Origin of the sequence: Actinoplanes sp. CA-015351, assembly GCF_050955685.1 — a bacterium.
Taxonomy (GTDB): Bacteria; Actinomycetota; Actinomycetes; order Mycobacteriales; family Micromonosporaceae; genus Actinoplanes.
In genome coordinates, this window is the sequence record NZ_CP192102.1 from 5327272 (window position 1) to 5354014 (window position 26743).

General features: G+C 70.6%; 21 protein-coding genes. 15 read left to right on the forward strand and 6 right to left on the reverse strand.

All coding sequences use genetic code 11. The features are described 5' to 3' along the window. Window positions 1-26 precede the first annotated feature (26 nt). Window positions 27-476, reverse strand: a complete 450-nt coding sequence (locus ACQP2E_RS24455; RefSeq protein ID WP_433825273.1) for an FMN-binding protein — start codon at window positions 474-476, stop codon at window positions 27-29. 19 nt (window positions 477-495) lie between these two features. Then, window positions 496-1899 (reverse strand): ferredoxin reductase family protein, encoded by a 1404-nt coding sequence (locus ACQP2E_RS24460; protein WP_433825274.1) that lies wholly within the window; start codon window positions 1897-1899, stop codon window positions 496-498. A 157-nt stretch (window positions 1900-2056) separates the two neighbouring features. Here ACQP2E_RS24460 and ACQP2E_RS24465 point away from each other — a divergent pair, with 157 nt between their 5' ends. The 7 genes from ACQP2E_RS24465 (at window position 2057) to ACQP2E_RS24495 (ending at window position 10967) form a co-directional block, all read left to right on the forward strand. Further along, a complete protein-coding gene (locus tag ACQP2E_RS24465) occupies window positions 2057-2653 on the forward strand; it encodes a DUF4956 domain-containing protein (RefSeq protein WP_433825275.1) in 597 nt (198 codons plus the stop codon). After that, a complete protein-coding gene (locus ACQP2E_RS24470) occupies window positions 2650-3396 on the forward strand; it encodes a polyphosphate polymerase domain-containing protein (RefSeq protein WP_433825276.1) in 747 nt (248 codons plus the stop codon). The genes ACQP2E_RS24465 and ACQP2E_RS24470 overlap by 4 nt, the downstream gene beginning before the upstream one ends. 37 nt (window positions 3397-3433) lie before the next feature. After that, a complete protein-coding gene (locus tag ACQP2E_RS24475) occupies window positions 3434-5236 on the forward strand; it encodes a carbohydrate-binding domain-containing protein (RefSeq protein WP_433825277.1) in 1803 nt (600 codons plus the stop codon). A gap of 216 nt (window positions 5237-5452) precedes the next feature. Continuing rightward, window positions 5453-6328, forward strand: coding sequence for a helix-turn-helix domain-containing protein (locus ACQP2E_RS24480; RefSeq protein WP_433825278.1), 876 nt, complete (start codon window positions 5453-5455; stop codon window positions 6326-6328). A 46-nt stretch (window positions 6329-6374) separates the two neighbouring features. Then, window positions 6375-7331: a phosphodiester glycosidase family protein gene (locus ACQP2E_RS24485; RefSeq protein ID WP_433825279.1), complete on the forward strand. Its 957-nt coding sequence runs from the start codon at window positions 6375-6377 to the stop codon at window positions 7329-7331. A 5-nt stretch (window positions 7332-7336) separates the two neighbouring features. Further along, a complete protein-coding gene (locus tag ACQP2E_RS24490) occupies window positions 7337-8413 on the forward strand; it encodes a glycosyltransferase (protein ID WP_433825280.1) in 1077 nt (358 codons plus the stop codon). A gap of 1231 nt (window positions 8414-9644) precedes the next feature. Then, entirely contained in the window at window positions 9645-10967 is a 1323-nt protein-coding gene (locus ACQP2E_RS24495) for a hypothetical protein (RefSeq protein ID WP_433825281.1), read from the forward strand. Window positions 10968-11272: 305 nt separating this feature from the next. On the opposite strand, the gene ACQP2E_RS24500 is transcribed toward ACQP2E_RS24495, so the two are convergent. Then, window positions 11273-11686 carry a hypothetical protein gene (locus tag ACQP2E_RS24500; protein ID WP_433834028.1) on the reverse strand — a complete coding sequence of 138 codons (414 nt, stop codon included), beginning with the start codon at window positions 11684-11686 and terminating at the stop codon, window positions 11273-11275. Between ACQP2E_RS24500 and ACQP2E_RS24505 the strand changes: the two genes are divergently transcribed. From ACQP2E_RS24505 to ACQP2E_RS24525, 5 genes are all read left to right on the forward strand, one after another. Beyond that, entirely contained in the window at window positions 11604-11801 is a 198-nt protein-coding gene (locus tag ACQP2E_RS24505; protein ID WP_433825282.1) for a hypothetical protein, read from the forward strand. The two genes, ACQP2E_RS24500 and ACQP2E_RS24505, sit on opposite strands and share 83 nt — an antisense overlap. A 30-nt stretch (window positions 11802-11831) precedes the next feature. Beyond that, window positions 11832-13301 (forward strand): GGDEF domain-containing protein, encoded by a 1470-nt coding sequence (locus tag ACQP2E_RS24510; protein ID WP_433825283.1) that lies wholly within the window; start codon window positions 11832-11834, stop codon window positions 13299-13301. A gap of 63 nt (window positions 13302-13364) precedes the next feature. After that, window positions 13365-16592: an ATP-binding protein gene (locus tag ACQP2E_RS24515; protein WP_433825284.1), complete on the forward strand. Its 3228-nt coding sequence runs from the start codon at window positions 13365-13367 to the stop codon at window positions 16590-16592. An 86-nt stretch (window positions 16593-16678) separates the two neighbouring features. Then, on the forward strand, window positions 16679-17620 hold the full coding sequence (locus tag ACQP2E_RS24520; RefSeq protein ID WP_433825285.1) for an ATP-binding cassette domain-containing protein: 942 nt from the start codon (window positions 16679-16681) through the stop codon (window positions 17618-17620). Beyond that, on the forward strand, window positions 17620-18459 hold the full coding sequence (locus ACQP2E_RS24525; RefSeq protein ID WP_433834030.1) for an ABC transporter permease: 840 nt from the start codon (window positions 17620-17622) through the stop codon (window positions 18457-18459). Before ACQP2E_RS24520 ends, ACQP2E_RS24525 begins: the two co-directional genes overlap by 1 nt. A gap of 251 nt (window positions 18460-18710) precedes the next feature. Here ACQP2E_RS24525 and ACQP2E_RS24530 read toward each other — a convergent pair whose 3' ends face one another. Then, the gene (locus ACQP2E_RS24530) at window positions 18711-19874 is read right to left on the reverse strand and encodes a Rieske 2Fe-2S domain-containing protein (protein ID WP_433825286.1); all 1164 of its coding nucleotides are present in this window, start codon (window positions 19872-19874) and stop codon (window positions 18711-18713) included. Between ACQP2E_RS24530 and ACQP2E_RS24535 the strand changes: the two genes are divergently transcribed. Further along, on the forward strand, window positions 19873-20748 hold the full coding sequence (locus tag ACQP2E_RS24535) for a DUF1028 domain-containing protein (protein WP_433825287.1): 876 nt from the start codon (window positions 19873-19875) through the stop codon (window positions 20746-20748). The two genes, ACQP2E_RS24530 and ACQP2E_RS24535, sit on opposite strands and share 2 nt — an antisense overlap. Window positions 20749-21409: 661 nt before the next feature. On the opposite strand, the gene ACQP2E_RS24540 is transcribed toward ACQP2E_RS24535, so the two are convergent. Together ACQP2E_RS24540 and ACQP2E_RS24545 are read right to left on the reverse strand one after the other, a co-directional pair. Beyond that, the gene (locus tag ACQP2E_RS24540) at window positions 21410-23809 is read right to left on the reverse strand and encodes an FtsX-like permease family protein (protein ID WP_433825288.1); all 2400 of its coding nucleotides are present in this window, start codon (window positions 23807-23809) and stop codon (window positions 21410-21412) included. After that, window positions 23806-24690: an ABC transporter ATP-binding protein gene (locus ACQP2E_RS24545; protein WP_433825289.1), complete on the reverse strand. Its 885-nt coding sequence runs from the start codon at window positions 24688-24690 to the stop codon at window positions 23806-23808. Before ACQP2E_RS24545 ends, ACQP2E_RS24540 begins: the two co-directional genes overlap by 4 nt. Window positions 24691-24800: 110 nt before the next feature. Between ACQP2E_RS24545 and ACQP2E_RS24550 the strand changes: the two genes are divergently transcribed. Together ACQP2E_RS24550 and ACQP2E_RS24555 are read left to right on the forward strand one after the other, a co-directional pair. Continuing rightward, window positions 24801-26051, forward strand: a complete 1251-nt coding sequence (locus tag ACQP2E_RS24550) for a sensor histidine kinase (RefSeq protein WP_433825290.1) — start codon at window positions 24801-24803, stop codon at window positions 26049-26051. Next, a complete protein-coding gene (locus ACQP2E_RS24555; RefSeq protein ID WP_433825291.1) occupies window positions 26048-26698 on the forward strand; it encodes a response regulator in 651 nt (216 codons plus the stop codon). The genes ACQP2E_RS24550 and ACQP2E_RS24555 overlap by 4 nt, the downstream gene beginning before the upstream one ends. Window positions 26699-26743 lie beyond the last annotated feature (45 nt).

Here is a 26743-nt window from a genome sequence, read left to right on the forward strand (position 1 = left end):
ACAACTTTTCCGGCCGGGTACGACGATCAAGACAGCTGGGCCGCGTCGAGCGCTGACTGAAGTGACTCCTTGTATCCGCCGCTGGTGTAGGTGGCGCCGGAGACCGAGTCGATGTCGGCGCTCTGCGCGGCCAGGGTCTCCTGCACGAGGACCGGCAGGGCACGGGCGCTGATCTCTTCGTGGCGGGCGCTGCCACCGGGGTAGACCGGCACGGTCACCGCAGTGATCTTGCCGTCGGCCACGGTGATCGAGACCTGGACGTCGCCTTCCTGGGTCTGCACGGTGTCGCCGGTGTAGACCTTGGAGCCGGACGACGAGCCCGACGAGCCCGACGAGCCCGACGATGACGCAGCCGGCGCGGCCGGCGCGGCCGCCACGGTCGAGGGCGTCACCGCCTGCCCGGTGCTCGTCCGATAACTGAACAGCAGCACCAGCGCCGCCACCGTCGACAACAACCACAACGCAATTCGTCGCATTTTTCGGGAATCTCCAGACTTACCAGGCGAACAGTTCGGTGTGGACACGCGCCGGCTTGACCCCGGCCTCGACAGCCGCGGCACGAGCCAGCCCCGCCCACTCCTCCGGACCACAGATGTAGACGTGGGCGGCAGCGATCTGCGGCGCCACCTGCCGCAACACGTCGGCGTCAGCCTGTCCGGCAAGGCTCGCCGGGAGCCACGAGGCCCGCCCCGCCCGATGCCCGGCCAGATGCACGACCCGCACCCCGCGCTGCTTCGCGAACCACTCCAGCTCAGCGCCGAACGCCAGGTCGGCCTCGCTGCGCGCCCGATAGATCAGCGTCGCCTCACCACTGCGATACGGCAGCTCCCCGAGCAGCGACAACAGCGGCGTGATCCCGATGCCACAGGCCATCAGGACGACAGGTCCGCCCGCATAGGACTCGCCGGTCAGCTTCCCGAACGGCCCCTCGATCAGCACCCGGGTCCCCGGCTTCAGCGTCGCGATCCGCGCCGAACCGTCACCCTGGTTCTTCACCGTGATCCGCAGCATGTCCGGCTGCGGGGTCGCCGACAGCGAGAACGGGTTCGACCGGGTCCAGCCCGCGCCGTCGAGAAAGCGCCAGTGGAAGAACTGGCCGGCGCGCACCGGCAGCTCACCGAGCCGCTGACCGGTCAGATACACCGAGGTCAAGCCCGGCCCTTCGGGCACGATCCTGGAGACCACCAGGCGGTGCCGCCAGTTACGCCAGGCGGGCAGAGCCAGACGGTACGCGACAACGGCCCCCGCTGACACCGCATAGAGGGTCCACCAGTACCCGCGAGCAAGGGCATTGCCGGCAAAGTCGGAACCGGTCCAGATCTGGTGCGGGAGTGCGAGACCGACGCCCAGGTAGGCGTACAGGTGCAGGAGGTGCCACGACTCGTACCGGAGCCTGCTGCGAGCCGCGCGGATCGAGGTGACCACCACGAGCAGCAGCAGCACCGTTCCGGCCGCGGCGAGCAGCATGCCGGGGTACGTCCAGATCAGGTCCCAGAGCTGGACGAAGACGTTCGTGGTGCCGGCCGCGTACCCGATGGTGACCGTGACGATGTGCAGCAGCATCAGCCAGAACGAGGTGAACCCGGTCCACCGGTGCCAGCGCGCCAGTTTGTCCTGGCCGAACGCGCGCTCGACCATCGGGATCCGGGCCATCAGCAGCACCTGGAGCAGCAGCAGGTCGGAGGCCCAGAGGCCGGCCAGCCGGGCGACCGCGGTGATCGCCGTGGACCCGCCGTCGCCGATCTGCCGCAGGCCGCCGTTGTTGACCCAGAGCGCCGTGACGATCAGCAGGCTCAGCCCGGCGGCGGCACCACCAGCGTCTTTCCACCATCGCGGCGCGGCGCGTGGCCGGCGATGTGCGGCGGTTCGAGCGGTTCCGGGTGCGGCGGTGGCGGTCATGTGGCAACAGTGGCTGGCCTGGTTAAGAGGCCGTCAGGGCGACCCTAAGGGTTGTCTAAGAACAGCTTTCATCAACGCCTTACGGCGTTCACAGGTGGTGAACAGGTCGCGGGTCCCCAATGGGAACACCAGATGAACAGAGCCTGAAGGACTGATTGTGACCACGTTGCTCGCCGCCGCGGTGGACCTCATCGCGATAGCCCTCCTGACGTTCGGGGTCTATTACCCCCGGCATCGCCGCCGCGACCTGGTGACCGCGTTCCTCGGTATCAACATCGGGGTTCTGGCGGTCGCGATCGTGCTCGGTTCGACGACGGTCGGCGCGGGCCTCGGCCTCGGGCTGTTCGGCGTCCTGTCGATCATCCGGCTCCGCTCCGACGAGATCAGCCAGCACGAGATCGCGTACTACTTCGCGGCGCTCGGACTGGGCCTGATCTCCGGGCTCGGCGGCACGCCCACCCCGACCACGATCGGCCTGATGCTGCTGATCATCGCGGGCCTCTGGGTCGGCGACCACCCGGCGCTGTTCAAGCGGTCCCGTAACCAGCAGTTGCGGCTCGATGTGGCGTACACCGACGAGGACGCCCTGCGTACCCACCTGGAGACGTTGCTCGGTGGCCGGGTGACGAGCATGGTGGTGCGCCAGGTGGACCTGGTCAACGACAGCACCCTGGTGGACGTCCGCTACACGGCGCCGGCCGCCGGTCGCGCGCCGCAGGAGCCGGCTCTGCGTCAGCGGGTGAACGCCGCATGAGCGTGATGACCGCTTTCCCCGCGATCAGCCTCGACGAGCTCGTCGGTGAGGCCGCCCTGCTGACCCGCCTGGACCGGAAGTACCTGGTCCCGGCCACCGAGCTGGACACCCTGCTCGACCGGATGCCGCCAAGTGTGCGGATGCTGGAGATCGACGGCCGGCGTTCGTTCTCGTACCGGTCGATCTATTTCGACACGGCCGGCCTGGAGAGTTACCACGCGGCCGCGCACGGCCGCCGGCGCCGCTTCAAGATCCGGATCAGGACGTACCTGGACAGCGGACTCGACTTCGTCGAGGTCAAGACCCGCGGCGCGCGCGGCGTCACGGTCAAGGAGCGGATTCCGTACGCCGGAGACGGCTCCCGCCTCGGGTCCGAGGGTGAGGCGTACGCGTCCGAGGTGCTCGCCGGCGCCGGCATCTGTGCCGAGGGGCACGAGTACGCACCGGTGATGGCCACCTATTACCGCCGGACGACGCTGTTCGTCCCGGAGACCGGCAGCCGGGTCACCGTCGACAGCGATCTGGCCTGGACGCTCCCGGACGGCTCGACGCTGCGGATGCCGGGTTCGGTCGTGGTCGAGACCAAGTCGGCGCGCGCCGCCTCGGACGTCGACCGGCTGCTCTGGTCGCTCGGCCACCGCCCGTCCCGCATCTCCAAGTACGCCACCGGCCTCGCGGCGCTGCGCCCCGACCTGCCGGCGAACAAGTGGCACGGCGTCCTGCGCCGGCACTTCACTCCCTGATTCTCCTGATTCCCTCCCCACCTTTGATTGGGCTCCCATGAGACTGCGCAGAAAAATCGTCGCCGCCGTCAGCTCGGCCGTTCTCGCCGCCGCGATGCTGGCCGGCTGCTCCAGCGACGCGTCGACGTCCTCCGATTCGACAAGCACCTCGGGAGTCACCGCCGCCGCGTCCGCCACCGTGGACGGCACCCAGAGCGCTTCCGCCGTTCTCGCAGCGAACAAGACCGTGCACACGGCCGGATCGTCCAGCACGTCCGGCGCCACCGAGATCACCCTCTCCGGGGCCTCCGCGTCGTCGTCGGGCGATGGCGTCACGATCGACGGCTCCACGGTGACGATCACCGCGGCCGGCACGTACACGCTCAGCGGCACCCTGACCGACGGCCAGATCGTGGTGACCGCGCCGGACGCCACTGTCACGCTGATCCTCAACGGCGTGACCATCACCAGCTCCACCACGGCCGCGATCGCCGCGACCGAGGCCGAGCAACTGGTGGTCGTGCTGGCCGACGGCACCACGAACACCCTCGCCGACACCTCGTCGTACGCCGAGGACGCCGACGTGAACGCGGCCCTGTTCAGCGCGGGTGACCTGACCGTCACCGGCAGCGGTTCACTGTCCGTCACCGGGAACGGCAACGACGCGATCACCAGCAAGGACGGCCTGCTCATCGAGTCCGGCACGATCACCGTCGAGGCCAAGGACGACGGCATCCGCGGCAAGGACTACGTCGTGGTGAACGGCGGCACGATCACCGTCACGGCCGGTGGCGACGGCCTGAAGGCGGACAACGACGAAGATGCCGACGCGGGCTTCGTCGACGTTACCGGTGGGACCATCGCTGTCACCGCTGGTGGCGACGGCGTGGACGCGTCCACCGACATCGTGGTCACCGACGGCACCATCACTGTCGTCTCGGGTGGCGGGCACACCGCGACTGTCGCCGACGACGCCTCGGCCAAGGGCCTCAAGTCCGGCGTGATCACCGTCCTCGAAGGCGGCACGGCCACCGTCGACGCCGCCGACGACGCGGTGCACAGCGACGGCGCGATCCACTTCGCCGGTGCCACGGTCAGCGTGGCCAGCGGTGACGACGGTGTGCACGCCGAGGGCGCGCAGATCATCGACGGCGGCACCATCGAGGTGACCTCCGCCGTCGAAGGCCTGGAAGCAGCCGAGTTCGTGCTCAACGCGGGCGACGTGCACGTGGTCTCCAGCGATGACGGCGTCAACGGCGCGGGCGGTACCAGCACCTCCGAGGATCAGGGCGGCGGTTTCGGTGGCGGCCCGGGTGGCGGCGGCGACTCGGTCGGCGACTTCTCGGTGACGATCAACGGCGGCACCCTGGTGATCGACGCGGACGGCGACGGCCTCGACTCCAACGGCATCGCTACGATCACCGGCGGCACCGTGGTGGTCAACGGGCCGGAGGGCAACGGCAACGGCGCGCTCGACGTGAACGGAACCTTCACGATCAGCGGCGGCACCCTGCTCGCGGCCGGCAGTTCCGGCATGGTGGTGGCGCCGGGCACCGACTCCGCGCAGGGCTGGCTGTCCGCCACAGTGGACAGCGCGATCGCGGCCGGCACCACCGTGCAGATCGTCGACTCGTCCGGTGACGTGGTCGCCACGTACGTGACCAGCCGGTCCGTGCAGAACATCGTCTACTCGTCGTCGGCCATCACGTCCGGCGAGCAGTACACGATCCGCGTCGGCGGCACCGCTTCCGGGGCCAGCACCGGCGGCCTGACCGCTTCCGGTTCGCTCGGATCGGCCACCACGGTCGCCACGGTGACCGCCGGCGAGGCGCCCGCGGGCGGTCGCGGCGGGCGGCGCTGACAACAGGCTTTTACCCCTCCCCCGCGCGGCCCTCGGTTCCGGAACCTACCTCCTCCGGCACCGGGGGCCGCGTTATGTCCATTTCCGGGCATTCCTGCTTCGGAATCTGTCTACTTTGGAGGAGGTGCGTCTGGAACCGGTACGCCGGAACGCAGTAGTATCGGCGCAACCGGCACGTGGGGGGCACCGCCGGTCCCCGAAGGGGAGGCTGACGGGGTGACCGAGAACGACAACGGCGGGGCAACCGTACGGCGGTTGCAACTCGGCGCGCATCTGCGTGCCCTCCGCCGTGCCAAGGGCGTCACGCGTGACGAGGCCGGGTACCGAATACGCGGATCCGAATCGAAGATCAGCCGCATGGAGCTGGGCAAGGTCAGCTTCAAGGAACGCGACGTCACGGACCTCCTTCAACTGTACGGAGTGGAGGATCCGGCCGAGCACCAGCGGGTCCTGGCCCTGGTCCGGGAGGCGAACACCCCGAGCTGGTGGCACGCGTACGGCGACGTGCTCGACACCTGGTTCCAGAACTACCTCGACCTGGAGCAGGCGGCCGAGCTGATCCGCACCTACGAGGTGCAGTTCGTCCCGGGCCTGCTGCAGACCGACGGGTACGCCCGCGCGGTGATCCGTCTCGGTCACGACACGGCCGACGCCGGCGAGATCGACCGCCGCGCCCGGCTGCGGATGGCCCGCAAGCAGGTCCTGGAGCGACCGGACGCTCCGCGGCTCTGGGCGGTCCTCGACGAGGCGGTGCTGCGCCGGCCGATCGGCGGCCCGGACGTCCTCCGCGAGCAGATCCAATACCTTCTGGACATCTCCGAGTCGCCCAGCGTGCGGCTGCAGGTGATGCCGTTCTCGTCCGGCGGGCACGCGGCCGCCGGCGGCGCGTTCAGCATCCTGCGGTTCCCGCACGAGAAACTGCCGGACGTCGTCTACATCGAACACCTCACCAGCGGCCTGTACCTGGAGAGGCGCGAGGAGGTCGACAATTACGCAGCCGCGTTCGGACGTCTCTCGATCGAGGCGGAACACCCCAGCCGCACCCCGGAGTTCCTGCGCCGGATGCTGACCAAAATCGACGACCTTTCCTAGGGTGACGCACAGAACGGCCACAAGATAGGGCAGTTCACTTGCCCTTGTGACAGCCAATCCCGCAGCTCAGCGTCCCCCTCGCCGCGTCGGCCGGCGTGGTTTCCTGGCCGGCGGCCTCGGTGTTCTGGCAGCCGCGGCCGGCGGCGGAGCCTGGGCCCTCGACCGGTACGTCCTCGACCACGTCGAGGTCACCGGCGCCTCCACACTCACCGCGCAGAACGTCTCGGTGGCCGAGGCGGCCGGCGACGGCACCGCCACCGCGACGACCTGGTCCAGCGACACCTCGACGATCTCCATCGAGACGGTGTCGACCGGATCGGGCACCGACAAGATCACTTACTTCGTCGCGGACGTCCAGGTCAGCGACGCCACTATCGTACGGTCGGCGTTCGCCAACGATCAGTTCGGCGAGAACATCGTGGCGAACCCGTCGGAGATCGCCTCCTCGGTGAACGCGGTCCTCGCGATCAACGGCGACTACTACGGGTTCCGGGAGACCGGGATCGTCATCCGTAACGGGGTGAAGTTCCGTGACTCCGGGGCCCGGCAGGGCCTCGCGTTCTACGCCGACGGGTCGATGAAGCTCTACGACGAGACGACAACGACGGCCGACAAGCTGCTCGCCGCGGGCGTGTGGAACACCCTGTCGTTCGGGCCCGGCCTGGTCGAGAGCGGGAAGGCGATCGACGGGATCGACCAGATCGAGGTCGACACGAACTTCGGCAACCACTCGATCCAGGGTCAGCAGCCGCGTACCGGCGTCGGCCTGATCGACGAGAACCATCTGCTCTTCGTGGTGGTCGACGGGCGCAGCAAGGGTTACAGCCGGGGCGTGACGATGCCGGAGTTCGCGGACATCTTCACCGGGCTGGGTGCGACCGTGGCGTACAACCTGGACGGTGGCGGGTCATCGGCGATGATCTTCCGCGACGCACTGGTGAACAACCCGCTCGGCAAGGGCCAGGAGCGTGGCACCAGCGACATCCTGTACGTCGCGGGCTGAGCACGATGATCGTTCTCATTCCGGCCTATCAGCCCGACCATCGGCTCGTCCAGATCTGCTCGGATCTTCAGCGGTATCGCATCGTCGTTGTTGACGACGGGAGCGGTAGCGCGTACACGGAAGTCTTTGAAGCGGCGCGGCAGGCCGGCGCCGAAGTGATCAGGCTGGACCACAACCGGGGTAAGGGTTTCGCGCTGAAGACCGGTTTTGCCCATATCGCGGCGCGGCATCCCGGGCAGCATGTGGTGTGCGCCGACAGCGACGGGCAGCACCGCCCGGCCGACATCGCGGCGGTCGCGTCGCGCGTCACCGTGACCGAGGCGGCGATGGTGCTCGGCGTGCGGCGGTTCACCGGGAACGTCCCGGCCCGCAGCCGCTTCGGCAACACCGCCACGCGGCTGCTGTTCCGGCTCGTCACCGGCCGATCAGTAACGGACACGCAAACCGGGCTGCGGGGGTATCCGTCGTGGGTGCTGCACTGGCTCGGCTCGACCCCGGGCGACCGCTTCGAGTACGAACTGCGGCTCCTGCTGCGTGCCGTCCGGGAAGGGCTCGCGATCGAGGAGGTGGAGATCGCCACGGTCTATCTCGACGGCAACCGGTCGTCACACTTCCGGCCGCTGCAGGACTCGGTGCGCATCTACCGGCCACTGCTCGGGTCGATCTTCGCGTTCGCCGGGTCGTCGCTGCTGGCTTTCGTGGTGGACGCGGCGCTGCTCGCGGTCTTCGTCACGACGAGCGGCCACCTGATCGCGTCGGCGGTGGCGGCCCGGGTGGTGAGCGCGACGCTGAACTACACGGTGAACCGCCGTACGGTCTTCGGCCCGCTCGCGCCACACTCGTACGCGGCGCCCCGCTATGCCGCCCTGGCCCTGGTTTCCCTGGTGGCGAACGTGCTGCTGCTGCACGCCCTGGCCGGCACGTTCGGATCACTTCCGGTCGCGAAGCTGCTGACCGAGCTGACGTTGTTCGCCGCCGGCTTCATGGTGCAGAGGGCGTTCGTGTTCGCCCGAACCCACCGCGCCACCCCACGCCCCCAGCTGACACTCACGGTCGCCACAGGCACCAGCCGCCAACGGTGAGCCCCGCGCGGCCCCGATCCGGCTGCGCCCACGGTCGCCACAGACGCCAGCCGGCCCCGGTGAGCGCCAGCCAGCCCCTGTGAGAGCCAGCCAGCCCCTGTGAGCGCCAGCCAGTCCGCTGTCCCGATCCGGCTGGCGCCTACGGTCGCCACAGACGCCAGCCGACGACCGTGAGCGCCAGCCAGTCGCCGAACTCGATCCGGCTGGCGCCTGCGGTCGCCATGGACCCCAGCCGACAACCGTGAGCGCCAGCCAGTCGCCGAACTCGATCCGGCTGGCGCCTGCGGTCGCCACGGACCGCAGCCGACAACCGTGAGCGCCAGCCAGTCCGTGGTCACGGTCCGAGATGAGGGGCGGTCAACCGCACGCGGAAGCAGTTTGCGTGCCGCTGACCGCCCGTCCGCTGGTTCCCGTTGTGCCCTGCGCGGGTTCTCCGCGTGTGTCGATCTTGCCGAGTGAAGGATCGCCTTAAGGGCTCCCAACCGCGGGGGCCGGGTCACACAGACGACGCGATTCGCGGAGACAAAGTCGCACGCAACCACACTGTGCGGCTTCATCCACGCCAGGACAGGGACAAGGGCTCACGCACGCGTTATGTGTGGCCTCATCGCCGCTTGCCGCCAGTTGCGTGCACCCCCGCTCGCGCATTTCGGCGCGCGAGAAGATTCCGGCCCGGACCCGCTCGGGGTTCGGTTGGGTTCGGTTGGGTTCGGTTGGATTCGGTTCGGTTCGGTTCGGTTCGGTTCGGTTCGGTGGACCACCTGCCCGCCAAAAGTTCAACCCGCCCTATGAGCCGACAGGAGTGAGGACGGGCAGCGGACACACAAACGGACGGACCAGCGCCAGGCGGACGGACCAGCGGCAGACGGGCAGGCAGGTGAGCGAGCGGATCTTGAGCGATTTTCTACAGCCCGCTGTACGGAATCGCTCAAGATTGGGGAGGGGCGCCGACCGAGAGGGCCGCGGTGCCCCGGGCCGTGCAGACCTTGAGTGATCCGGTACCCCGGAGAGTCTTCTTCTTGAGGGCTGGTGGGGTTGTTGTCGATGCCTTGTTGGGGTGGTTTCGGGTCCCTCGTTGGGGTGGTGGGGTGGGAAGTGGTGGGTGTGAGGGCGTAGAGCGGCAGGTATGGGACGTCGTTTTCGTGGGCCTGAGCAGCCGGTGTCTGAGCAGGTGCGGGGGTGGGCGGATCCGGAGATCTTCCGGTTTCTCGCGTTGGCGCAGCGTGTTGACATGTCGGGGTTCGAGCAGGATTACCGGGCTGATGGGGTGGGCGGGTTGCCGTATGACCCGCGGTTGATGCTGGTCACGGTGTGGTGGTGTTACCGCCGGCAGTGGCGTAGTCCGCAGGACATGGCCCGGGCGTGTCGGGAACAAGCGTCGTTGCGGGTGGTGTGGCAGCGCGAGCAGGTGCCGTCGGCGGCGTGTCTGCGCCGGTTCGTGCAAGGTCATCGCCGGGGCTGGCAGACGGTCGCGGACTCGCTGATCAGGGTCTCTGGTCAGGCGGGACTGGTCGATGTATCGGTGACCGCGACGGATAGCACTCCGGTGATCGCGCCGGCCGCGTTGTCGAAGACGATGACGGCCCCGCTGATCACTACCCGTATCGACGCGGCGCGTCGTGAGCTGGCCGGGTTGCAGCAACGCCGTCAGGACATGCTCGACGATCCTGATCTGGCGAGGTTCCTCGAGCACGGCTACGCAGAGATGATCCGCGCGGAGCAGTTGCTGCTGGTCCGGTTACGGCGTCTGGAACAGGCCGAGGCCGAGGCCCGCGAACGCGGACGGCCGGCGGCCGCACGACATGACGAGCAGATCACCCGTTGGCAGGCCCGCGTCGATCGGCATACCGCTGAACTGGCCGAGATGACCCGCCGCCAGCAGGACAAGTACGACACCTATCAAGCGCGAGCCGCCGCCGGGCAGCCGCCGCGCGGCGGGCCGCCGTGTCTGCCCGAGCAGCACATCCGTATCCGCGGCAAGCAGCAGGCTCTGGCCCGGGCTCGGAGCCGGCTCACTCAAGCCCAGGCCGGCTCCGGTACCGCTCGCGACGGCCCGGCCGCCCGGGCCAACCTCACCGACCGGTCCGCCCGGATCCTGAAAGGCAAAGCGAACACACCCGCCTGGATTCTCGGCTGGCTACTGACCATCACCGTGATCAGCGGACAGTTCATCATCGCCGGGCTGCTGTCGCAACACGGCAACGACGCCCACGGGCTGCTGCCCAACCTCACCGCCGCTGCCGGCACCTGCCGCCAAGCCGGGATCATCGAGCCCTTCGGCCACCACCTCGCCGACGGCGCTTTCCTCGCCCCCGCAGTACCCGCGACCATCACCGGCATCCCACTAACTGGCGTGACCAGCAAAGACAGCGACACCGACCAGCAGCTCTACACCCGCCGCAGCCCGATGATCGAACCCGTCTTCGCGCACCTGCTCCGCACCGACCGGCGCCTACACTCCCGCGGCGACGCCGCCCACACCGAAGTCATCGCCATCACCACCGCCTACAACGCCACCAAATACCTCCGGAAAACCACCCGAACTAAAACTTGACAACCACATCCCAACAAACCAAGAAGAAGACTCCGGAGGGTTGAAAATCGCTCAAGATCTGGTGGCTTGGCGCGGGACGAGCAGCGCGGGACGAGCAGCGCGGGACGAGCAGCGCGGGACGAGCAGCGCGGGACGAGCAGCGCGGGACGAGCAGCGCGGGACGAGCAGCGCGGGACGAGCAGCGCGGGACGAGCAGCGCGGGACGAGCGGTGCGAGCGGTGTTGCGCCAGGTTCCCCGGCTGTTCGCGCGGTCGCCACGCACGACGGGCGTGGCGACCGTGAGCGATAGCCGGCCGGTGGCTGGGTTACTCCGGGATTGCGGCGTCGGCTGTGGTGGAGTGCTTGGGGATCAGCAGGGTCAGCACGGCCGCCAGGACCGCGGCCCCGGCGCACAGTGCGAAAAGTGCGAAAAGTGCGAACAGTGCCAACAGTGCCAACAGTGCCAACAGTGCGAACAGCCACTGGTACGCCCCGAGCGACGGCAGCTCGTGCCCGCCCAGGCTGACGGTTTTGGCGGCCAGCAGGGCGCCGCCGATGGCGCTCGCCAACGAGCTGCCGACGCTGCGGAACAGGGAGTTCAAGCCGGTGGCCGCGGCCAGCTCGGACAGCGGGGTGGCGTGCGAGATCAGGCCGGGCATGGCCGCGTACGCGATGCCGGTGCCCGCACCCGCGACCGTCGCACCCAGAATGACCTGCCACCGGCTGTCGGTGAGGAAGATGCGGGAGGCGAAGCCGACCGCGATGATCAGCGAGCCGATGATCAGCGCCGTGCGGGGCGCGGACCCGATGGCCTACCTCGACGAGATCCTGAACGTAATCACCATCAGCGCCTGATCCGCAACTGAGCGTAGGCATCCTGGTGGGATGAGCAAGCATCGGCGGGTACCGGCCTGGCATCTCTGCCTTGCCGCCGGCGTGGTGATCATGCTCGCCTATTACGGCCTGGTCAGCAACGACGTGCTGCCCGGCGCCCAGGTCGCGCTCTACTGCAGCGCGAACGGCGCGCTCGCCGCCGGCGCGGCCGTCGCCGCAAGGAGACACCCGGAGCTGCGGACCGTGATGCTGGTGATCGCCGCGTCCGCGCTGTGCGGCGTGACCGGCGACGTCACCTACTACTTCGTGGCGCTGGTCAACCACGAGGAGGTCTACCCGAGCATCGCCGACGTCTTCTACCTGGCGGCGTACCCGATGCTCGCGCTCGGCATGCTGCTCATGGTGCGGCGGCGCACACCCGGCTGGGACGGCGCCAGTGTGATCGACGCGGCGATCGTGGCGATCGGCGGCGGCTTCCTGGTGTACGAGTTCGTGATCAGCCCGATGATGCGCAGCTCGTCCGCCGACCTCGTCGGATTCGTGTCGCTGGCGTACCCGATCGGCGACCTCATGCTGATCGTGGTGGGCGCCCGGCTGATGCTCGGCGCCGGTCCGCGCGGCACCCCGCTGCGGATGATCGGGGTGTACCTCGGGCTGGTGCTGTTCGCCGACACGTTCTACAGCTACCAGTCGATCAACCAGACGTTCCAGGCCGGCGATTACCTGGACGCGTTCTGGATGACCTCCGGCTTCGTCTTCGCCGCCGCGGTCCTGCACCCGGCCGCGCCGACCCTGGTGACCCGGTCCAGCACGGCCACCCCGGACGCCACCACCGCACGCCTCGGCCTTCTGGCGGTGGCCGCGATGACCGCGCCCACGTCGATCCTGATCCAGGAGGCCCGGCACGACGCCCCGGACACGATCGCTGCCGCGATCGTCTGCAACCTGCTGTTCCTGCTGGTCCTGGTACGCATGACCGGCCTCGTCCGGGCCCAGCGCAACGCCGCGATCACCGACGGGCTCACCGGGCTGCGCAGCCGGAGATTCTTCGAGGAGGCGCTCTGCACCGAGAGCGCCCGCGCCGCCCGGCACCACCTGCCGCTGAGCATGCTGCTGCTCGACATCGACCACTTCAAGAACGTCAACGATACGTACGGGCACAACGGCGGCGACCGGGTTCTGGTCGAGGTCACCCACCGGCTCAAGGAGATGGTCCGCGCCGGCGACGTGGTGGCCCGGTACGGCGGTGAGGAGTTCGCCGTGCTGCTGCCCGGGACCAGCCCGGAGCAGGCCCTCGAGATCGCCGAGCAGGTGCGGCGCGGTGTCGGCACCGCACCGATCGCGGTGGCCGACTCCCGGCTGATCCGGGTCACCGTCTCGGTCGGGGTGGCCGGGATGCCCGGCGCCGGGACCACGGCGGAGCTGGTCCTCGCGGCGGACCGGGCGCTCTACGCCGCGAAGAACGCCGGCCGCAACCGGGTGACGAGCGCCGAGGAACCGTACCCACGGCAAGCGGCCTGAGCCACACCCACAAAAGGCGCGCCGGGTGCGACAAGCGGCGGGACAACCGACAGAATCGTCGCCATGCGGTTCGGCATCCTCGGTCCCCTGCGGGCGGATCACCCCGATGGGCAGGCGATCCCGCTCGGCGGTCCGAGGCTGCGCGCGCTCCTGGCGATGCTGCTGCTCGACGCGGGCCGTCCGATCGGCATCGATCGCCTGATCGACGGTCTCTACGGCGAGCATCCGCCGGCCGGCGCCGCGAACGCGCTGCAGTCGCAGGTGTCACGCCTGCGCCAGACGTTCCCGGTGCAGCGGGAACCGGCCGGTTACCGTCTGGCGATCGCGCCCGCCGACGTCGACGCGCATCACTTCGCCGCCCTGGTCACGACGGGCCGGCACGCCCTGTCCGCCGGCGATCCGCACCGGGCGGCGACCACCCTGCGCGAAGCGGTGTCGTTGTGGCGCGGCGAGCCGCTCGCCGATGTCCGGGACGCGCCGTTCGCCGCCGCGCACGCCGACCGCCTGACCGAGCTGCGCCTCACCGCGACCGAAGATCTCTTCGAGGCGGAGCTGCAACTCACCGTTCCGGACGGGGACGCGATCTCCGAGCTGCGCACGCTTGTCGCGGCGCATCCGCTGCGGGAGCGGCCGCGTGCCTTGCTCATGCGCGCATTGGCCGCGGCCGGTCGCCCCGCCGAGGCCCTTCTTGTGTACGCCGAATCGCGCCGGACCTTGGCCGAGGAGCTAGGTGCCGACCCGTCTCCCGAGCTGACCGGGATCCACACGTCGATCCTGCGCGGAACGGCGGCCACACCCCGCGTCGTGCACGGCCGGCGTGGTGTCCCGGTGGCGCTCACCAGTTTCGTCGGGCGCGACGCCGACCTGGACCGGGTCACCGAAGCCCTCGCCACCGCCCGCCTGGTGACGCTGCACGGGCCGGGCGGCGTGGGCAAGACCCGTCTCTCCGCCGAGGTCGCCGGGCGTCATGCCGGGGACTCCTGTTTCGTCGAGCTGGCCGCCACGACCGGGGACGACCTGCCCCGTGCCGTTCTCGAAGCGCTCGGACTTCGCGAGGCGGGGCTCAGTGAGCGTACCCACGCCAATGCCGGCGCCGAGGCGCCCGGAGCGACCGACCGCCTGGTTGTCGCCCTCGCCGACCGGAGCCTGCTGCTGGTTCTGGACAACTGCGAGCATGTGATCGACGCGGCCGCGACGCTGGCCGGGAGGTTGCTCGCCGCGGCGCCGGGGGTGCGGGTGCTCGCCACCAGCAGGGAGCCGCTCGGGATCACCGGCGAGCTGCTGCAGCCGGTCGGCGGCCTGCCGGCACCGCCACCGCCGTCATCGCCGTCGCCGTCGCCGTCGTCGCCGTCGCCGTCGTTGTCGCCGTCGTCGCCGCCGTCATCGTCGCCGTCGCCGTCGCCGGAAAGTTCGGGCCTCCTCGATTACCCGGCGGTGCGGCTCTTCGCCGATCGGGCGGCCGACGTCTCGCCCGGGTTCGCCGTCACGGCGGAGAACGCCGCCGCCGTCCGCCGGATCTGCCGGATGCTGGACGGACAGCCGCTCGCTGTCGAACTCGCCGCGGCCCGGCTGCAGGCACTCACCGTCGAGGAGGTGGCCGCGCGGCTCGACGACCGGTTCCGGCTGTTGTCGAAAGGCAGCCGCACCGCCGAGTCACGGCACCGGACGCTGCATGCCGTGGTGGCCTGGAGCTGGGACCTGCTGACCGAGCCGGAGCGGGTGCTCGCCCGGCGCTTCACGATCTTCGCGGGCAGCGCGAACATCCAGGCCGTCGAAGCGGTCTGCTCCTCCGATCCTGATCCCGATCGCGGCGACATCCTCGACATCCTCGCCGGGCTGGTCGGGAAGTCGCTTGTCGAGCGGGACGGCGACCGTTACCGGATGCTCGCCACCATCCGCGCGTTCTGCGCCGAGCGGCTGGACGAGTCCGGTGAGCGGCAGCGGCTGACCGAGGCCCACGCCGCCTACTTCCTGGACCTGGCAACGACCGCCGACCCGCGGCTGCGCACCGCCGGCCAGCTCACCTGGCTCGCCCTGCTCGACGCCGACCGGGACAACCTGCACGCCGCTCTGCGGCGCGGCGACACCCGGACCGCCTTGCGGCTGGTCTCGGCGTTGTCGTTCTACTGGTGGCTGCGCGGCCTGCGGGCCGAGGCCACCGCGTTCGGCGAACGCGTGCTGCGCCAGGCCGGCCCGCAACCGCCGCCGGGCATGACCGAGGAGTACGTGGTCTGCGTGTTCAACGCCGCCCTCGGTGGCGCCCGCCCCCCGGCGCCGTGGGATCGGTACCTGTTCTCCCTGGAGAATCCGCCGGAGCAGCCGTTCCTGCTCTACCTGTCGGCCACCGCGGTCGGCCCACCGGACTCCCTGCCCGGTGACGTTCTCGCCCTCAGCCACGAAATGCGTGCCCGGCTCGGCGACGACCCGTGGATGACCGCGCTCAGCGATATCGGCGGCGGCTGGATGCTGCTCTTCGCCGGCGCCGGCCCGGAGGCAGCCGAGTCGGACTTCGTCTCGGCGCTCACCGGATTCCGGGCACTGGGTGAACGGTGGGGCACCATGCTCTCCCTCTCCGGCCTGGCCGAGCTGGCGGTCTGGCGCGGCGAACCGGCCGCCGCCATCGAACCCATCGGCGAGGCACTGCGCCTGGCGACCGAGCTGGGTTCCACTGTCGACGTCGCGGATCTGCTGCGCGGCCGCGGTGAGGGCCGGCTCAGCGCCGGCGACCTGGCCGGCGCCGAGGAGGACTTCGCCCGCTCCGCCGAGCTGGCCCGCGAATGCGGCGCGCTCGAACTTGTCGCCGCGGCCCGGCTGGGCTCCAGCGCCGTCGCGCTGCGCCGCGGCACCCTGGACGAGGCCGCCCGCCGCTGCGAGTCCGCGCTCGCCGCGTGCCCGGCCGGTTGGTACGGCGCCGACGGCACCCGGATGGCCATCCTCGTGATGCGCGGCCGGATCGCTGAGACTCGTGGCGACCCGGCCGCGGCCGCCGATCACTATCGGTCGGTCTTTGCGGTTCACAACGGCATGATGGGATTTCAGGTGATGGCCGAGGCGGTCGACCGCCTCGCCGCCCTCGCGCTCGCCACCGGCGACGCACGCCGGGCGGCCGAGCTCCTCGGCACGGTCACCGCCCTGCGACTGCGCACCTCCGGCGAGGGCAGCGACCTCGCCGCGCGGGTCGCGGCCGGCAGCATGGCCGAGCTGGGCGAGCAGGCGTACGCCTCAGCCAGCTCCCGCGGTTCCGCCCGCACCCCGGATCAGGCGCTGTCCTTCCTGAGCACCCGGCCGTAGAGAACACGCCGGCCGGTGCGAGGCCGGTGCGGGGGCGGTGCGCGCTTGGTGCGCCGGCGGTCAGTGGCGGGTCGCAGTGTGGCGGCATGACATACGCGGTTGTGGCCGAAGGGCTGCTCAAGCGCTACCACGGCGGGGTCACCGCCCTCGACAACTTCGATCTGCAGGCCCCGGCCGGCGGGGTCTACGGCCTCCTCGGTCCCAACGGCGCCGGCAAGACCACGGCGGTACGGGTGCTCGCCACGCTGCTGCGGTTCGACGCCGGCCGGGCGGAGGTGGCCGGCGCCGACGTCCGTACCCAGCCTGGCCTGGTCCGGGACCGGATCGCGATGACCGGGCAGTACGCCGCCGTCGACGAGATCCTCAGCGGCCGGCAGAACCTGGTCCTTTTCGGACGCCTGCAACATCTCAGTGCTCGTGACGCGAAGCGGCGGGCGGACGAGCTGCTCGAACAGTTCGGCCTCGTCGACGCCAAGGGCCGGTCCGCCGGCGAGTACTCCGGTGGCATGCGCCGCCGCCTCGACCTGGCGGCCAGCATGATCCGCCGGCCGCGGGTGCTCTTCCTCGACGAGCCGACGACCGGGCTCGACCCGCGCAGCCGCAACCAGGTGTGGGACTCGGTCCGCGCCCTGGTCGCGGACGGCACGACGGTGCTGCTCACCACGCAGTACCTGGACGAGGCCGATCAGCTGGCCGCCCGGATCGCGGTGGTCGACGCCGGGACGGTGGTCGCCGAGGGCACCCCGGAACAACTGAAGGCGACGATCGGCGCGGACCGTCTCGAGATCGTCGTCGAGGACGCCGGCCGGCTCGACGACGCGGCCTCCGTCGTGGCCCGGCTCACCGGCGCGGCTCCGGGAGTCGACGCCAAGCTGCGCCGGCTGCGCGTACCGGTCACCGACCGGGTCGGTTCGCTCATCGCGACGGTACGCGCATTGCAGGACGCCGGGATCACCGTGGCCGACGCCGGGCTGCACCGGCCCACCTTGGACGAAGTGTTCCTCGAGCTGACAGGGGCTAGCCGATGATGACGACCGTCGCTCCGACGCGTACCCACGAGGCAGTGAGCGTGACCACCCACCGAGGCCGCGCTGTCGCGGATGGGTGGGTGATGACCGGGCGGTACCTGCGGCACGTGGTGCGCGCGCCGGAGGAGATCGTCATCTACTTCAGCCTGCCGATCATGTTCGTGCTGGTGTTCGGCTACGTCTTCGGCAGCGGCATGCAGGTGCCGGGCGGTGGCGGGTACCGGGAGTTCCTGCTGCCCGGCGTGTTCGTGATGACCATGTTGTACGGGATCGGCGCCACCGCGACCGGCATCGCCACCGACACGGGACGCGGAGTGGTGGACCGGTTCCGGTCGATGCCGATGGCCCGGTCCGCGCTGATGACCGGCCGGGCGGTGGCCGACCAGGCACGCGCGCTGCTCGAAATCACCGTGCTGGTGATCTGCGGCCTGCTCGTCGGCTGGGACTGGCACCGTGGTTTCGGCAACTTCCTCGCCGCGCTCGGCCTGCTGCTGTTGCTGCGGCTCGCGCTGAGCTGGGCCGGGATGTACCTCGGGCTGATCGCGCCGAACCCGGACACGGTGGCGACGATCGTGTTCCCACTGGCGTTCCCGCTGAGCGCGGTGTCGAACATCTTCGTCGCGCCGGAGCTGATGCCGGGCTGGCTCGGCACCGTCGCGGCCTGGAACCCCATTTCAGCCACCACGACGGCGATCCGGGATCTGTTCGGCAACCCGGGGCTGACCGGGGACTCCTGGGCGACGCAGCACGCGCTGCTGCTCGCGGTGGCGTGGCCGATCGTGCTGATCGCGGTCTTCGCACCTCTCGCCGTGCATCGATATCGCTCGCTGGGCCGCTGAGGGCTGGGGCTATCTCTCCTCAGCTTGGCTCGACGCTATCTCTCCTCAGCTCGGCTCGACCGGGTCGCCGCGACCGGATGTCTGACGCGGCGCTACGGGCGGGGTCGCGGCAACGACCGTTCCCGCCCGTAGCGCCGCCGGCCGGGGACGCTCCGGGCGGGAAGCGACCCTTCGGCCGTGGACCGCGCTCCGGCCAGAGCGGTCCGGGAAACCGGGCGCGCCCCTGCGGGGAACGGGCGCGACCGGTGGCTCTACCCCGCAGTCTTGAACTCGGCGAGCACCCTGCGCAAACTCACTCCGAGAAGATCCGCGCGCACATGCAGCTCGTCGCGCATGCGCAAAGGCAAGCCCGGAACCCGCATCTTGTACTGCAACTCCAGGTCCTCCTCGAGGACCGCCTCCTCGAACGCGACCTCGCGGGCCACCATGTCCGCCGATGGATCTGGCACACCGCCGATGCCGTGGAACAGCATCTTCGTGTAGATGCGGGTGCTCGTCGCGGACTCCGGCTGAGCGAAGAACAGGATCGTCTTCACGGCGCCGGCGTCCAGCTCCTCCAGGCGGAGCATCAGCTGGAAGGGCGCGCGGTAGACGTAGGTCGCACGGCGGCGCTGGCGCACCGGGCGCAGGCCGGCGATCACTCCCGGATCCTCCGGGTTGTCGAACCACTGGTCCTGGATGCTGCGGCAACCGTACGGCTCGGTGATCACCTCGTACTTCTCGACGATCGTCTCCTCGGCCGCGCCGAACGTCTTCTCGTGCACGAACGGGAAGTGGGCGACGTCGAGGAAGTTGTCCGCCACGATGCCGGCCGAGACCGGGGTGCGGGCCGGCGGCAGCCAGGCGCCGACGTAGTTCGCGTCGTCCAGGTCAGGGTCCTCGAAGAGCGACGTGCGCGGTTCCTCCGGCGCGAGCCAGATCATGCCCCAGCGCTCTTGGGTACGTTCGTCGGCGACGACGTAATCCCGGCCGATCAACTGGACTTTCTCCGGATTTTCGCTGACAAGTCCCACCGGATGCCAGGCACGCAGCAACGCGGGGTCCTCGTTGGTGAGCAGCCCCGCCGGGTCCGGAGCAGGCAGTTCGTTCGCGGCCACGTACACAAGACCGCTCTTGATCTTGATGGTGGGTCCGGCGGGAAGGCTGGCGCGCGGCGGCGGGCCGCTCTCCTGCGACGGCACCGTGACACAGGCGCCGGCGCCGTCGAACTCCCAGCCGTGGTACGCGCAGCGCAATCGCCCGTCGTCGATCGTGCCGGCGGACAGCGGCATGAGCCGGTGCGGGCAGCGATCAGCGAAGACGACCGGCTCGGCGTCCGGCGTCGGCCGGAAGATCACCAGGGGGATGCCGGCAGCGGTCACAGCGAGCGGGCGAGTGCCCACCTGGGAAGCCTCGGCGACGGGTAACCACTCCATGGCCGCAGTCTGCGCGCCGAGTGTTTCCGGCAGATACCGTGCGGCCATGACATTCTCGATCGTGGGCCGCTCGGACGACGGCAAGGCCGTCGGTGTGGCCGTGGCCAGCAAGTTCCTCGGCGTGGGCGCAGCGGTTCCGGCAGCCCTGGCGAACGTCGGCGCGGTCGCCACCCAGTCGTATGCGAACCTGGCTTATCGCCCGCAGGCCCTGGCCCTGCTGGGTACCGGGGTGCCGGCATCGTCTGTTCTTGCCGGGCTCATCGCGGCTGACGACGGGCCGGTCCCACACCGCCAGGCCGGGGTCGTCGGCATGACCGGGCCGGGCGCCACGTTCACCGGCGCGGACTGCCACGACTGGGCCGGCGGCGCCGCCGGTGACGGGTACGCCGCCCAGGGCAACATGCTCGCCGGGCCCTCGGTGATCGCCGGCATGGAGCAGACGTGGCTCGGCTCCGGCGGCGCGCTCCCCTATCGGTTGCTCGCCGCGCTGCGCGCCGGCGATCAGGCAGGCGGCGATCGGCGTGGGCGGCAGAGTGCGGCTTTGCTGGTGGTTTCGCCAGGGCGTGGGTACGGCGGAACGAGCGACGTCTGGGTGGATCTGCGCGTCGACGACCACGCGGATCCGGTGGCCGAACTGGGTCGCCTGCTGGCCATGCACAGTCTGTATTTCGAGAGCCCTGAGCCCTCGTCGTTGATCGCCCTGACCGGGGTGGTGGCCGAGGAGGTCCGGACTCGGCTCGATGCGGCGGGGTTCGCCGGTGAAGATCTGGATGAGTCGCTCGCGTCATGGGCCGGCGTGGAGAACCTGGAGATGCGGGTGGTGAAGGGGTCGATCGATCCGCTGGTGCTGGCCCATCTGAGGGCAGCGAGTTAGCCCTCCCCCGCCGGCCGCCGACGCCCTCCGCACCCCACCCCGCAGTCCACCCCGCCCCACGCTCCGCCCAGTGCCGCCCCGCCCCGCCCCGCCCCACGCCCCGCCCCGCTCCGCTCCGTCTCGCCCCGTCCCACGTGGATCTTGTGGACTTCCCCGCAGACGTGGCCGAACAACTCCACAAGATCGAACAGGCCGGGCCGATCTTGCGGAGTTGCGCGCAAACGGTGCGCCGAACTCCACAAGATCGGCGAAGCACCGCGCTCACCACACGCCGAAACCGTGAAGCACCGCATCGGCCGGATCTTGGAGACCTGTAGGGCATACAACACCCCACAAGTCTCCAAGATCCGACACGCCCACCCGCTGTCGTGGGCAGAGCGTCACCACAAAACTCCTAAACCACCCGCAAACAACAAGCCATCGATGGCCGTCCCGCAAACTCGTGCACTTGTGGTCGATCAGCCGGCCAAAGCGCACAAGATCTCCGAGCGGCACCTCGGCACCGAGAAACCGCCGGGCCGGGCCTGCCAACGTGCGGCTGGGTCCTCGTAGGTGGTCACCCGACGGCGAGGCTGTCGAACCTTGCCAAGATCTCGGTGGGACGGAGCCGTGACGGCGGTGCGAGTCCGGGGCACACCGTGGCCGGGCGGCGTGGGTCGGGCTATGCCGTGGTGGGGTGGTGCAGGGTGGGGGCCGCCGCGGCCAGGAGGGCTATCAGGGCGCAGACCGCGGTGACCGCTGTGGCGGCGGTCCACGGGATCACCAGGGTGACCTCGTGGCCCAGCTCCGACTCGACGGCGGCTTGGATGCCGAGCAGGGAGATTGCCGCTACCGCCGCGCCGAGAAGGGCGCCGACGCCTACCGCGAGCAGGGACTCGGCAGAGAGGACTCCCAGGATCTGGCGGCGGGTGGCGCCGGCCAGGCGTAGCACCCGAAGCTCGGCTCGGCGGGCGGCCACCGCCATGAGCAGGGTGTTGCCGACCGCGATGCCGGTGTACCCGGCACTCAGGCCGATCATCGCCCACAGGAACAGGTCGACGAGCCGGCCTTCGTCGTCCACTTCCCGCTGGGCGTAGGCCGCGACCGGCATGGACTCAGCGCCGGCTGCCTCGGTGGCCGGGCCGTCCAGGACGACCATGTCGGTGAGCGCGTCCGGGTCGTGGGCCCGGACCAGGTCACGCGGGAGCACGATGGGCGCTACGGCATCCGGGTCGACGGCGACGATCGGCAGCTCGGCGCGGGTTCCGTCGGCGAAGTGAAGCGCGATCATGGCCCCAGCACCTGCACCTGCATCAGCACCAGCACCAGCACCAGCACCAGCACCGGCCTCGATGCCGAGCTCATCGGCGGTGTCGGCGTGCAGCACCACACCAGCGGGCTCAGTTCCGGCGAACGCGGTCACGCCTGCTGCGTCGTACCCTCTCGTCGTTGTCGGAACGGTGGCCTGGACCCGCGTCGGTAAGCGGGAGGTGCCGCTCTGGGTCGCGACCGCGGCCTCCGACAGGCCCGGCGTGTTCAGCGGGACCAGGAGGTTCGCGACCGGGTACTCGGCGGCCTCGTCGATGCCGGCCGCCTCCTCGATCGTCGCGATCATGCCGGTGAGCAGGACGGTCAGGCCCACTGTCGCGAGCACCGGCGCGGCTGTCGAGGCCACTCGGCGTACCCCGGTCAGCGTTCCCTCGCGGACCAGCATCCCGGTCGCCGAACTCTTCCAGGGCGCGGCCAGCAGGCGCACGATCGGGACGATCAGCACCGGGGACAGCAGCGCCGCCGCAGTGATCAGGAGCATGGCGGCGCCCAGGCCGGCGGTGGTCATCGACTCGTTCGACAGCGACGGCATCACCGCGAGGAGCGCTCCGCCGGCCGCCGCGCTCACGATGCCCGCTACCCAGCGTGACAACGGCATCGGGCGGGGGTCGGCGGCGGCCTCGCGCAGGGCGTCCAGCGGGGAGATCCGGGACGCGCGCCGGGCCGCGACCATCACACCGGTAAGCGCGGCTAACAGGCCAACCAGCACGGCACCGGCCAGCGCTACGGGCTGCCAGGTCGCTTCGAAACCGGGCGGCTCCAGACCGGTTCTGACCATCGGGTCGGCCAGTAGCGGTGCGAGCAGGGCACCGATGGGGGCGCCTGCGATTCCGGCGGAGAGGGCGATCAGAGTTGTCTCGGCGTACATCATCCGGCGCACCTGGCCGGGAGTCGCGCCGACCGCGCGCAGTAGTCCCAGCTCGCGTCGCCGCTGTGCGGCGCTGAGCGCACACGTCGACGACACCACGAAAACCGTCGCGAACGCACCGAGCGCGACCAGCACAATCAGCAGCTGAGCACCGATCCAGCGGATCCGGCTCACGCTGCCGGGCTCCAGCTGATCACGGTCGGCGCCGGCCAGAACCACACCGGCCGGCCCGATCACTGCTCGCGCCGCTGCCGCCGCTTGCTCTTCGTCACCGGCCAGGGTCAGACCGATCAGGGGTACGCCCGAAGCACGCGCGAACGCCACCGAGTCAGCAACGAAAAAGCCGCAGTGGTGTCCGTTGTCGATCACAGTTCCGGTGACCGTCCAGGTTTCCGGTCCACGGGCGGTGAGCACCTCGATCCGTTCGCCGGGGCTGATTCCGGCCGCTGCGACCTCACCGGCTTTCCGGGGCGGGCGGCCGGCACTCAGCTGATAGCCGCCAAGGGCCGCCGATGACCAAGCGTGACCGTCGATCCGGGACGCCTGCGGGTCGCCGGTCGCCTTCCCGCCGATCAGCCGCTGGACGTAGAACGACGGATCGGGGACGGCTGCTCGTACGCCGGGAACCGACCTGAGCGTCGCGGCGAGAGAGGACGCCTCGGCCGGGGTCCAGTTCGCTCGTTCCGGCTCGCCGTAGTCGTTCGTGCCGATGCCGGGCGGCAGCACCAGCAGCGGCGCGGCGTCGTATCTCGCCGGGGCCAGCGGTGCCGAGCTGAGCTGCAACGTCGCCGAGGCGGCCAGGACGGCCACGCCGAGGGCGACCGCGACGAACGTGCCGGCGAAGCTCGCGAACCGGTGCCGGACCATCGCCCAGGCCGCGCTCACCGGGTCACCGCGCCACTGTTGCCGCTGGTCGCGCGGCCGGTCTCGCTGTTCAAGCGGCCGGAATCGCTCTTCAGGCGGCCGGAATCGCTCTTCAAGCGGACGGAATCGCTTTCCAAGCGGCCCGTCTCGCCGGCCGCGCGCTCTGCTTCCAGGCGCGCGGTGCGGACGGCGATGTGTTCGGCGTCGGCCGGGCCGCTCAGCGCGTCGACCACCCGGCCGTCGGCGAGAAAGAGGACCCGGTCGGCGTATGCGGCGGCGTAGGGGTCGTGGGTCACCATCACCACGGTCCGGCCGTGCCGGTCCACCGCGGCACGCAGCAGGCGCAGCACCTCGGCGCCGGACGTCGCGTCGAGCGCGCCGGTCGGCTCGTCGGCGAAGAGCACCGCCGGGCGGGTGACCAGAGCACGGGCGATCGCCACCCGCTGCTGCTGGCCGCCGGAGAGCTCGGCCGGCCGGTGCCCGGCCCGGCCGGACAGGCCCACCTCGGCGAGGGCCGCTGTCACCTCGCCGGCGGCCGGACGGCGGCCGGCCAGGCGCAGCGGCAACGCCACGTTCTGCGCCGCGGTCAGCGCCGGGACCAGGTTGAACGCCTGGAACACGAAACCTACCCGGTCGCGCCGCAGCCGGGTCAGCGCTCGTTCGCCGAGGCCCGCGACGGGAGTTCCGTCGATGATCACGTCGCCGGAGGTGACCCGGTCCAGGCCGGCCGCGCAGTGCAGGAGGGTCGACTTGCCGGACCCGGACGGGCCCATCACCGCGGTGAACGTACCGGCCGCGAACGTCGCGTCGATCGCGTCGAGGGCGGTCACGGCGCGTTCGCCGGCGCCGTACCGCCTGGTCACCGCCCTGAGTTCGACAGCGTGGGTGCTCTTCGTCGTCATGGATTCGAGCCTTGCGGCGCGGGCCGCCGAAAACAGTCACGCAGGAGCGAGGATCAAAGGTATATCCAGCACTACCGACATTGCCGGAGTCCCTCGGTACGGTCCTGGGCATGGCGGTCCACAACGCCCTCGAGGCCCTGTCACTGCGGCCGACCGTGTTCCTGCGGTCGGTGTGGCCGTGGCGCTCGCTGGCCTATCTGCTCTGCGGTGTCCTGATCGGCTGGGCCACCGTCGTCGCGGTGCTCGCCCTGCTGATCGCCGGCACGCTGCTGTCGGTGCTGGTGGTGGGCTTCGCCGGGTTCGTCGCCGTGGTGCTCTCCGGGATCGTGGTGGCCCGGCTGGAGCGCCGGCGGCTCCGGCTCGTCGACTTCGCGGATTTGCCCGATCCGCACGTGCCGGTGACGGCTCCCGGGATCCGCGCGTGGTTGCGGGTGCGGCTGCGCGAGGAGGTGACGTGGCGCGAGCTGGGTTACGCCGCGCTCTCCGCCGGCCTGCTGTGCTGGATGGACGCGCTGGTCATCGGCGGGGTTGGCTACACGATCATCGCTCTGCTCGGCGCACCCTGGTTCATCGACGACGAGCCGCTCAGCACCTCGTTGCCGCTGACGATGCTGGGGGTGCCGCTGACCGTCGTCCTGGCGTACCCGATCACCGCATGGGCCGGCGCCCGCGCCGCGATGGCCCGCGCCATGCTCGCGCCGCGCACCGACGAGCGGCTCGTCGAGGTGACCCGGTCCCGGGCCCGGCTCGTCGACGCGTTCGAGGTGGAGCGCCGCCGCATCGAGCGCGACCTGCACGATGGCGCCCAGCAGCGGCTCGTCGCGCTCAGCATGCAGCTCGGCCTGGCCCGGCTGGAGCTGCCGGACGGCTCACCCGCCGCCGAGCCGATCGCCGCCGCCCACGAGCTGGCCAAACAGGCGCTCACCGAGCTGCGCGAGCTGATCCGGGGCGTGCACCCGCAGGTGCTCACCGGCCGGGGCCTGGCCGCCGCGGTGGGCGAGGTGGCCTCGACCGCTCCGCTCCCGGTCGACCTGGACTTCGCGCTGCCCGGCCGGCTGCCTCCGGCCGTGGAGATCACGGCCTATTTCGTCGCGGTGGAGGCGCTCACCAACATCGCGAAACACAGCGGCGCCGCACGCGCCGCGGTCACCGCCAGGTTGGTGCGCGACAGGCTCCTTCTTGAGGTACGCGACGACGGCCGCGGTGGCGCCGATCCCTCCACCGGCTCCGGCCTGGTCGGGCTGGCCGACCGGGCAGCCGTGCTGGACGGCACGGTGACCGTCTCCAGCCCGGTGGGCGGGCCGACAGTGCTGCGAGCGGAGATCCCGGTGGCCGGGGCGATGACCGGGGAGAGTTCGTGAGCGGGTTACGCGTCGTCATCGCGGAGGACGGGCTGATCGTGCGGGAGGGGGTCGCCGGGATGTTGCGGCGGTTCGGGCACGAGGTCGTCGCGGCCGTCGGTGACGCCGACGAGCTGCGGGCGGCGGTCGGCGCGCAGCGGCCGGACATCGTGGTCACCGACGTGCGGATGCCGCCGGGGTTCAGCGACGAGGGGCTACAGGCGGCGATCGACCTGCGCGCCGCCGATCCGGAGCTGCCGGTGCTGGTGCTCAGTCAGTACGTCGAGCAGACCTACGCCGCCGAGCTGCTCGACTCCGGGCACAGCGCGGGCGTCGGTTACCTGCTCAAGGACCGGATCGGCGAGGTCACCGAGTTCGTCGACGCGCTGTCGGCGGTCGCGGCCGGCCGGACCGTCGTCGATCCCGAGGTGGTGCGGCAGCTGCTCGGGCGTCGCCGCGATCCGCTGCACCGGCTGACCGGCCGGGAACGGGAGGTGCTCGCGCTGATGGCCGAGGGCCGGTCCAACGCGGCGATCGCCCGCGCGCTCGTGGTCACCGAGGCGGCCGTCGCGAAACACATCGGCAGCCTGCTCGCCAAGCTCGACCTGCCACCCGACGCCGACGACCACCGACGGGTCCGCGCTGTCCTGGCCTACCTGCGCGGCTAGCGGGGCTCCGGGGTGGCTCGCTGCCGGGACGCACGGCGAGGCGAG

Coding starts and splice junctions, on each gene's coding strand:
- ACQP2E_RS24490 (WP_433825280.1), top strand. CDS start 7,337: ATGATCGTTCTCATTCCGGCCTATCAGCCCGACCATCGGCTCGTCCAG.
- ACQP2E_RS24535 (WP_433825287.1), top strand. CDS start 19,873: ATGGCCGCAGTCTGCGCGCCGAGTGTTTCCGGCAGATACCGTGCGGCC.
- ACQP2E_RS24530 (WP_433825286.1), bottom strand. CDS start 19,874: ATGGAGTGGTTACCCGTCGCCGAGGCTTCCCAGGTGGGCACTCGCCCG.
- ACQP2E_RS24525 (WP_433834030.1), top strand. CDS start 17,620: ATGACGACCGTCGCTCCGACGCGTACCCACGAGGCAGTGAGCGTGACC.
- ACQP2E_RS24460 (WP_433825274.1), bottom strand. CDS start 1,899: ATGACCGCCACCGCCGCACCCGGAACCGCTCGAACCGCCGCACATCGC.
- ACQP2E_RS24550 (WP_433825290.1), top strand. CDS start 24,801: ATGGCGGTCCACAACGCCCTCGAGGCCCTGTCACTGCGGCCGACCGTG.
- ACQP2E_RS24470 (WP_433825276.1), top strand. CDS start 2,650: ATGAGCGTGATGACCGCTTTCCCCGCGATCAGCCTCGACGAGCTCGTC.
- ACQP2E_RS24520 (WP_433825285.1), top strand. CDS start 16,679: ATGACATACGCGGTTGTGGCCGAAGGGCTGCTCAAGCGCTACCACGGC.
- ACQP2E_RS24545 (WP_433825289.1), bottom strand. CDS start 24,690: ATGACGACGAAGAGCACCCACGCTGTCGAACTCAGGGCGGTGACCAGG.
- ACQP2E_RS24495 (WP_433825281.1), top strand. CDS start 9,645: ATGTCGGGGTTCGAGCAGGATTACCGGGCTGATGGGGTGGGCGGGTTG.
- ACQP2E_RS24510 (WP_433825283.1), top strand. CDS start 11,832: ATGAGCAAGCATCGGCGGGTACCGGCCTGGCATCTCTGCCTTGCCGCC.
- ACQP2E_RS24455 (WP_433825273.1), bottom strand. CDS start 476: ATGCGACGAATTGCGTTGTGGTTGTTGTCGACGGTGGCGGCGCTGGTG.
- ACQP2E_RS24475 (WP_433825277.1), top strand. CDS start 3,434: ATGAGACTGCGCAGAAAAATCGTCGCCGCCGTCAGCTCGGCCGTTCTC.
- ACQP2E_RS24515 (WP_433825284.1), top strand. CDS start 13,365: ATGCGGTTCGGCATCCTCGGTCCCCTGCGGGCGGATCACCCCGATGGG.
- ACQP2E_RS24505 (WP_433825282.1), top strand. CDS start 11,604: ATGGCCGCGTACGCGATGCCGGTGCCCGCACCCGCGACCGTCGCACCC.